This is a genomic window from Fictibacillus sp. 7GRE50 (assembly GCF_015903875.1).
Lineage (GTDB): Bacteria > Bacillota > Bacilli > Bacillales > Fictibacillaceae > Fictibacillus > Fictibacillus phosphorivorans.
In genome coordinates this window covers 729445-735574 of the sequence record NZ_JACZDW010000003.1, presented here as the reverse complement: position 1 = coordinate 735574, position 6130 = coordinate 729445, and the positions used below count along the sequence as shown (strand labels likewise).

The following is a 6130-nucleotide window of genomic DNA, read 5'->3' as shown; positions in this document are numbered from 1 at the left end:
AAGATTTATGAGCGATTCTCAAGATTTATGAGCGATTCTCAAGATTTATGAGCGATTCTCAAGTTTAAAGACCTCTACAATTCATTCTTAATATAAAGTAGTCCGCTCTCAGTCAGCCGTGTTCCTTTTCGCCCTTTTGCTTTTACGATAAACCCTTTCCTTTCCAAGAGGTCTAAGCGCAATCTGATTTGGGCTTCCGAGAGCTTAACGCCTTGTAATTCCAAGTCCAGCAGTAAGCTCTTTCGGCTGGATGCTTTACCAGAAAGATGATTGCGATAGATGCAGCTCATAATCGCAGCTTCTTCATTTGGAGCGATAAGCGGCAGTTCCTCCGAGGTGACTGAAATCTCCTTAATCGCCTCTCCTGCAAAAGTACTCTCAAAACCACTTATTCTCATCACTTCCTGAGGCAGATCCCAAACAGTAATCTTCTCTTTGTCGCAAACAGCAAGCATATAATCAATGGCGTTCTTTAATTCTCTAATATTCCCCGTCCAGGAGCGGTTTATAAGATGCCCAACGACTTCATTCTCCACTTTCATTTTTTTCGTAGTACGCATCGCTAAAAAATGATTCAGTAAAAGTGGGATATCGCCTTTTCTCTCACGAAGTGCCGGGATTTTTAAATATAGAACATTTAAACGATGATACAGATCTTCCCGAAACAATCCTTGCTTTATGTCAGATGCCAGGTCCTTGTTCGTTGCAGAAATAACCCTTACGTCAATGGGAAGTACACGAGTTCCCGCAACTCTCCTTAATTCTTTTTCCTGTAGGACACGTAAGAGGCGTGTCTGAAGTTTGACGCTAATATCACCAATTTCATCGAGAAAAATGGTGCCACCTTCTGCTTGTTCAAAAAGTCCTTGTTTTCCGCCTTTTTTTGCACCTGTAAATGCACCTTCTTCATATCCGAATAGTTCACTTTCTAATAAATCCTCAGAAAGGGCAGAACAATTTACTGCTAGAAAGGGACCGTTTCTTCTGCCGGATTCGTTATGAATGGAGCTTGCGAAGAGTTCTTTACCCGTGCCGCTCTCTCCTTGTATGAGGAGGGAGAGATCTGTTGCAGCTAGTTTCTTCGCAATATTTTTTGTTCGAATAATTTCCTCGGAGTCCCCGATGATATCACTGAAAAAATACTTACCGATATAACCTTTTCGCTTTAGTTCATGTCGTGCAGCTTTCTCCATCGAGATTGTAGTGCTCGTGTTTTTGAATGTTGCAATCATTGTGTTTTCCGCCGGCAATGCGAACCGGTGAACCATAACATTTGTATCATTGATCGTGAAAAATTGATCTGATTGTTCACTTGTTGTATCTGTTAGAAAGTTCAGCAGGTCTTTATCTTTGATAATTTGTTTAATATGTTTTCCGACAGCTTGTTTTGAATCGGTTGAAAATATGCTTTTCAATTCTTCGTTAAATACGGTAATCTTTCCCGTATGATCAAATGATAAAATACCATCATTCACTCCATTTAATACTTTGTCCAAGTGTTCGTTAAGTTGAAGTGCCTTTTGATTAGCAAGTGCAAGCTTCTTAGACAACTGAATAATTTTTTCTGTAAAACGTTCAGAAATGCCTGTTGCCCGGTCATCTAAGACACCAAGTACGCTCAAAATCTCTGTTATGGTAGTAATGTCGATCAGACGTACGCCGATATTAATAATTCTCTTAACCTCTTTTGGCACGAGATGCATCTCGCCGGGTGTCACAGCGATATCTGCATGTTTGTAGTGAGGAATGCCAGGATAGTAGGGAAGGTAATTCAAGTGATTGATTCCTAGATGTTTGAGAGTTTGTACTGACTGTTCTACCGTTTGAGGAAAATCGTTCACATACATAACATTTGTACCCTCTGGCAGTTGTAAAAGCTGATCCATAAATTCATAGTTGACGGTGCGTCTTGCCGTAATCACTCTACAAGATTCACTCAAACAGTGAGCTACCTCACGTTTTATCAGATAAGAAGATAGAATTACGATTTCATTCTCCAGTCTTGTAGGAAGAATCTCTTCGGAAGAATAGCTTCTAATATGAAAATAGTCGCCTAATATGGATTGAAGTTGGCAGGATAAAGCAATACGAGTTTCCTTTGTACCTGCTAATAGAACAATCTGTTTTTTAGTTTCCATCATATACACCTTCTTTTAATGGTCTTTTTTAGGTCGTTTTTTGGTTATGAAACTATTATCTTATAACCAGCCATTAAATAAAACAAAATATTTAAAAACCTTTAACAAAGGGAGACGTAATGTTGGCATAATTCTTGCAAATGATGAATGGTGAATTATAGAAAAGGGGGAAGTAACGTGGATAAGAAAAAAGGTATTACGATGCCGGACACGTTTGTTATCGTGTTTTTTGTTGTAGCCTTAATGGCTTTACTAACGTATTTCATTCCGGCAGGTCAATTTGAGACAAAAGAAACAACCTTTATGCAGGGTGGCGAAGAGCAGACTAAAACAGTACTTGTTCCTGATAGCTTTTCGTATGTAAAAGGGGAGGACGGAGAGCCAGCTACTAAAGGGGTCAGTCTGTTTGAAGAAGGCGGTGGTGCCGGTTTTTTAAACTACATTTTTGAAGGGTTAGTTTCTGGGGATAAATGGGGGTCAGCAGTTGGGGTTGTTGCCTTTATACTAATCATCGGCGGCGCGTTCGGTATCATTATGAAAACGCGTGCGATAGAAGACAGTATATTAAAAATGATCGACCATACTAAAGGTAGAGAAGCACTCATTATCCCGCTCATGTTCTTATTATTCTCTCTAGGCGGTGCTGTTTTTGGGATGGGTGAAGAAGCGATCGCATTTGCGATGATTCTTGTACCCGTTGTGATAGCTCTCGGTTATGATGCCATAACAGCCATTATGATTACATACGTTGCAACACAGATTGGTTTTGCAACATCATGGATGAACCCGTTCGGTGTCGCGATTGCACAAGGTGTTGCTGGCATTCCAGTACTATCTGGTGCACCATTCCGAATTGGGATGTGGGCTTTCTTTACATTAGTAGGAATTGTATATACATGGATATACGCATCAAGAATTAGAAAAGATCCAAAGCGTTCCTTATCGTATGATTCAGATGCATACTTCCGTGAAGATTTTAAACATACAGATATTAAATCAAACTTTGGAACAGGCCATATCTTAATTCTTCTTACTATTTTAGCGGGAGTTGCCTGGATCGTTTGGGGAGTTGTAGAAAGAGCATATTACATTCCTGAAATTGCGACTCAATTTTTTACGATTGGTTTAGTTGCGGGTATAATTGGTATTATATTCAAGATGAACGACATGACAGTGAACGGAATTGCTGATGGCTTTAAAGAAGGTGCAAAGGATCTTCTTCCAGCAGCACTTATCGTCGGTATGGCAAAAGGTATTGTGATCATCCTTGGTGGTGACAATCCTGCTGAAGCATCAGTATTAAACACGATTCTACATGCGGCAGGTGGAATTGTTGAAGATGTGCCTACAGCGCTATCGGCTTGGATTATGTATGTATTCCAATCTGTGTTTAACTTCTTTGTTGTATCAGGTTCAGGTCAAGCGGCACTGACAATGCCGTTAATGTCTCCGCTTGCTGATCTTGCGGGAGTTACAAGGCAAGTCGCAGTTCTAGCTTTCCAACTTGGTGACGGTTTTACGAACATGATTGTACCAACTTCTGCGGCTTTGATGGGAACACTAGGAGTTGCACGTCTAGATTGGGGAAAATGGTTCAAGTTCCAAATTAAGTTTCAAGCGTTGCTGTTTACTTTTGCCTCAATCATAATTGTAATTGCTGTACTAATTGGTTTTAAATAAACTATCTTTGAAGAATAAAGGAATGATTTACATGTTTACTCTTATCAAAGGCGGTGAGGTATATGCGCCTCATTATCTTGGTAAAAAGGATATCTTACTAGCTGCTGGGAAGATTGCCAGCATCTCAGAAAATATTAATTGGCCGGCATCTGCTCTAGATATTAATATTATTGATGCAACAGGAAAAATTGTGACACCAGGATTTATTGATGCACATGTTCATATTACTGGTGGCGGAGGAGAAGGCGGTTATAAAACGAGAACTCCTGAGATCTATTTTTCAGATGTTACTAAAGCTGGTGTGACAACCATTGTTGGTGTGATCGGGACAGACGGAACAGCTCGTACGATGACTAATTTAATCGCGAAAGCAAAAGCGCTTAAAGAGGAAGGAATATCGTGCTTCGTTCATACTGGATCCTACCAAGTACCTGTTAAAACGTTAACGGGGAATATCGAAACAGACATTATGATGATTGATGAGATTATTGGTGTAGGGGAAATTGCTATTGCTGATCATCGATCCAGCCAGCCGGTTGCTCACGAACTCGCAAGGCTTGCCTCACAAGCAAGAGTTGGAGGTATGCTTTCAGGAAAAGCAGGTGTAGTGAACATTCACCTTGGCGACAGTAAACGCATGTTGTCTTTAATTGAGGAAGTTGTAGAGACGACTGATCTGCCTATTTCTCAGTTTTATCCGACTCATATTAACCGAAATTCTTATTTATTTGAAGCAGGTATCGAATATGCAAAAAAAGGCGGTATCGTGGATTTTACAACGAGTACGACAAAGCAGTTTTTAGAAGAAGGCGAAGTCAAATGCAGCATTGGGTTAAAGAAAATGCTTGATAGAGGAGTGGCTATCGAACAAATAACCTTCACATCAGACGCGCAGGGAAGTTTGCCTGCATTTAATGAATTTGGAGAATTTACTGGTCTGCGTATCGGTAAAGTGAACTCGCTGTACAGCGAAGTGCGTGACGCAGTTAAAACAGAAGGTGTTGCATTTCAAACAGCATTGCAAACAATCACTTCTAATCCCGCTCGCGTTTTAAAGCTTAAACAAAAAGGAAGGTTGCAAGAAGGGCTTGATGCTGATCTTGTTCTGCTGAATGAAGATCTTAGCATCGATTCAGTTATTGCGTTAGGGCAAGTGGTGGTTCAAAATGGAGAAGCTTTGGTCAAGGGAACTTTTGAAGAGTAAAGGGAGCTAATTATTGGCTTCCTTTTTCACTTTTAACTTATGAAATATATGGTAAAATAGGGAACATACATAATTTTTCTAAAAGGTGGCGATCATGTGGCAAAACAAGAAATTCCGACAGTATTAAGTCCAGAATTGTTTGAACACCTGCAAGGCGAACAGCTTGTCCTCTTAGGAACCGTTGACGTAGAAACGAAAGCTCCATCTGTTAACGCAATATCTTGGGTAAAGAGCTTGTCAAAAGAGAAGATTCGATTTACGGTTACGAACAATTCACGTATCGTAACAAACATTAAAGATAATCCAAATGTGGTCCTTACGGTGGTAGGGCTTGAAACGGTATATTCAATTAATGGAAGAGCGAATATACTTCAAGATACCATGGAAGGTGTACCATTAAAGCTTGCGAAGATTGAAGTGGAAATTGATCATGTTTTTGAAAGCATGTTCTGGGGTGCGAAGATCGTCCAAGAACCTGTTTATGAAAAAACGTATAATGAAAAGAAAGCGAAAGAGTTAGATGTACAAGTGTATGACGCTCTAATGAAATAAGGTGGCTTTCTACAACTAGAAGAATCATACAAACCGTCAAAACATTATGTTGTGGCGGTTTTTTGTTTATTTATAGATTTGTTCTTAGAAAGGAAGTCAGGAAAAACAAGGAGGAGATCACATGCCTATCGTATACAGATTGTTTTTCTTTTCTGGTCTAATCTCAATGTTTGTAGGCATCTTGCAGATCACGAGTCTTGTGGAAACAACTGATGGATTGAACGTTTGGGGATATTTTCTTTTGCTGTGGGGGATTGCTACATTTTTATGTGCGTTAAACCGCTTTAATATTGGGTGGATAAACAAACTGTTGGCTGTTGTGGGAATTTTAATTCACGGGACAGTAGTTATGTATGGTCTTTTATTTCCGGTTGACGCAGAAACAAAAGGAGTACAGGTTATAATTATTTTGTCTCCATTATTCTCATTTATCTCCGTATGCTGCTGTGGATTTATTGTAGGACAAAAAAGTGATAAAACACATTCAAATACGTTAAGCAAATAGTGAACTTTTGTCTCTTTGTGATAAAATTAAATGATTAACTCCTTGTTTTTC

The 6130-nt window shown here is 39.5% G+C and carries 5 protein-coding genes; 4 read left to right on the top strand and 1 reads right to left on the bottom strand.

From position 1 onward, the window contains the following. Positions 1 to 74: 74 nt before the first annotated feature. Positions 75 to 2141, bottom strand: a complete 2067-nt coding sequence (locus IHV12_RS14905) for a sigma 54-interacting transcriptional regulator (protein ID WP_231620747.1) — start codon at positions 2139 to 2141, stop codon at positions 75 to 77. 174 nt (positions 2142 to 2315) lie between these two features. Here IHV12_RS14905 and yfcC point away from each other — a divergent pair, with 174 nt between their 5' ends. From yfcC to IHV12_RS14885, 4 genes are all read left to right on the top strand, one after another. Next, positions 2316 to 3818 carry a putative basic amino acid antiporter YfcC gene (gene yfcC, locus IHV12_RS14900; RefSeq protein WP_370568816.1) on the top strand — a complete coding sequence of 501 codons (1503 nt, stop codon included), beginning with the start codon at positions 2316 to 2318 and terminating at the stop codon, positions 3816 to 3818. Positions 3819 to 3849: 31 nt separating this feature from the next. Continuing rightward, positions 3850 to 5022 carry a beta-aspartyl-peptidase gene (gene iadA, locus IHV12_RS14895; protein WP_197191323.1) on the top strand — a complete coding sequence of 391 codons (1173 nt, stop codon included), beginning with the start codon at positions 3850 to 3852 and terminating at the stop codon, positions 5020 to 5022. A 96-nt stretch (positions 5023 to 5118) separates the two neighbouring features. Next, positions 5119 to 5574, top strand: coding sequence for a pyridoxamine 5'-phosphate oxidase family protein (locus IHV12_RS14890; protein ID WP_197191322.1), 456 nt, complete (start codon positions 5119 to 5121; stop codon positions 5572 to 5574). A gap of 121 nt (positions 5575 to 5695) precedes the next feature. Then, on the top strand, positions 5696 to 6079 hold the full coding sequence (locus IHV12_RS14885) for a hypothetical protein (RefSeq protein WP_197191321.1): 384 nt from the start codon (positions 5696 to 5698) through the stop codon (positions 6077 to 6079). Positions 6080 to 6130: the final 51 nt, after the last annotated feature.

What these genes read in the sequence shown, in the direction of transcription:
- IHV12_RS14905 (WP_231620747.1), bottom strand. Translation starts at nt 2,141, where the DNA reads ATGATGGAAACTAAAAAACAGATTGTTCTATTAGCAGGTACAAAGGAA.
- iadA (WP_197191323.1), top strand. Translation starts at nt 3,850, where the DNA reads ATGTTTACTCTTATCAAAGGCGGTGAGGTATATGCGCCTCATTATCTT.
- IHV12_RS14885 (WP_197191321.1), top strand. Translation starts at nt 5,696, where the DNA reads ATGCCTATCGTATACAGATTGTTTTTCTTTTCTGGTCTAATCTCAATG.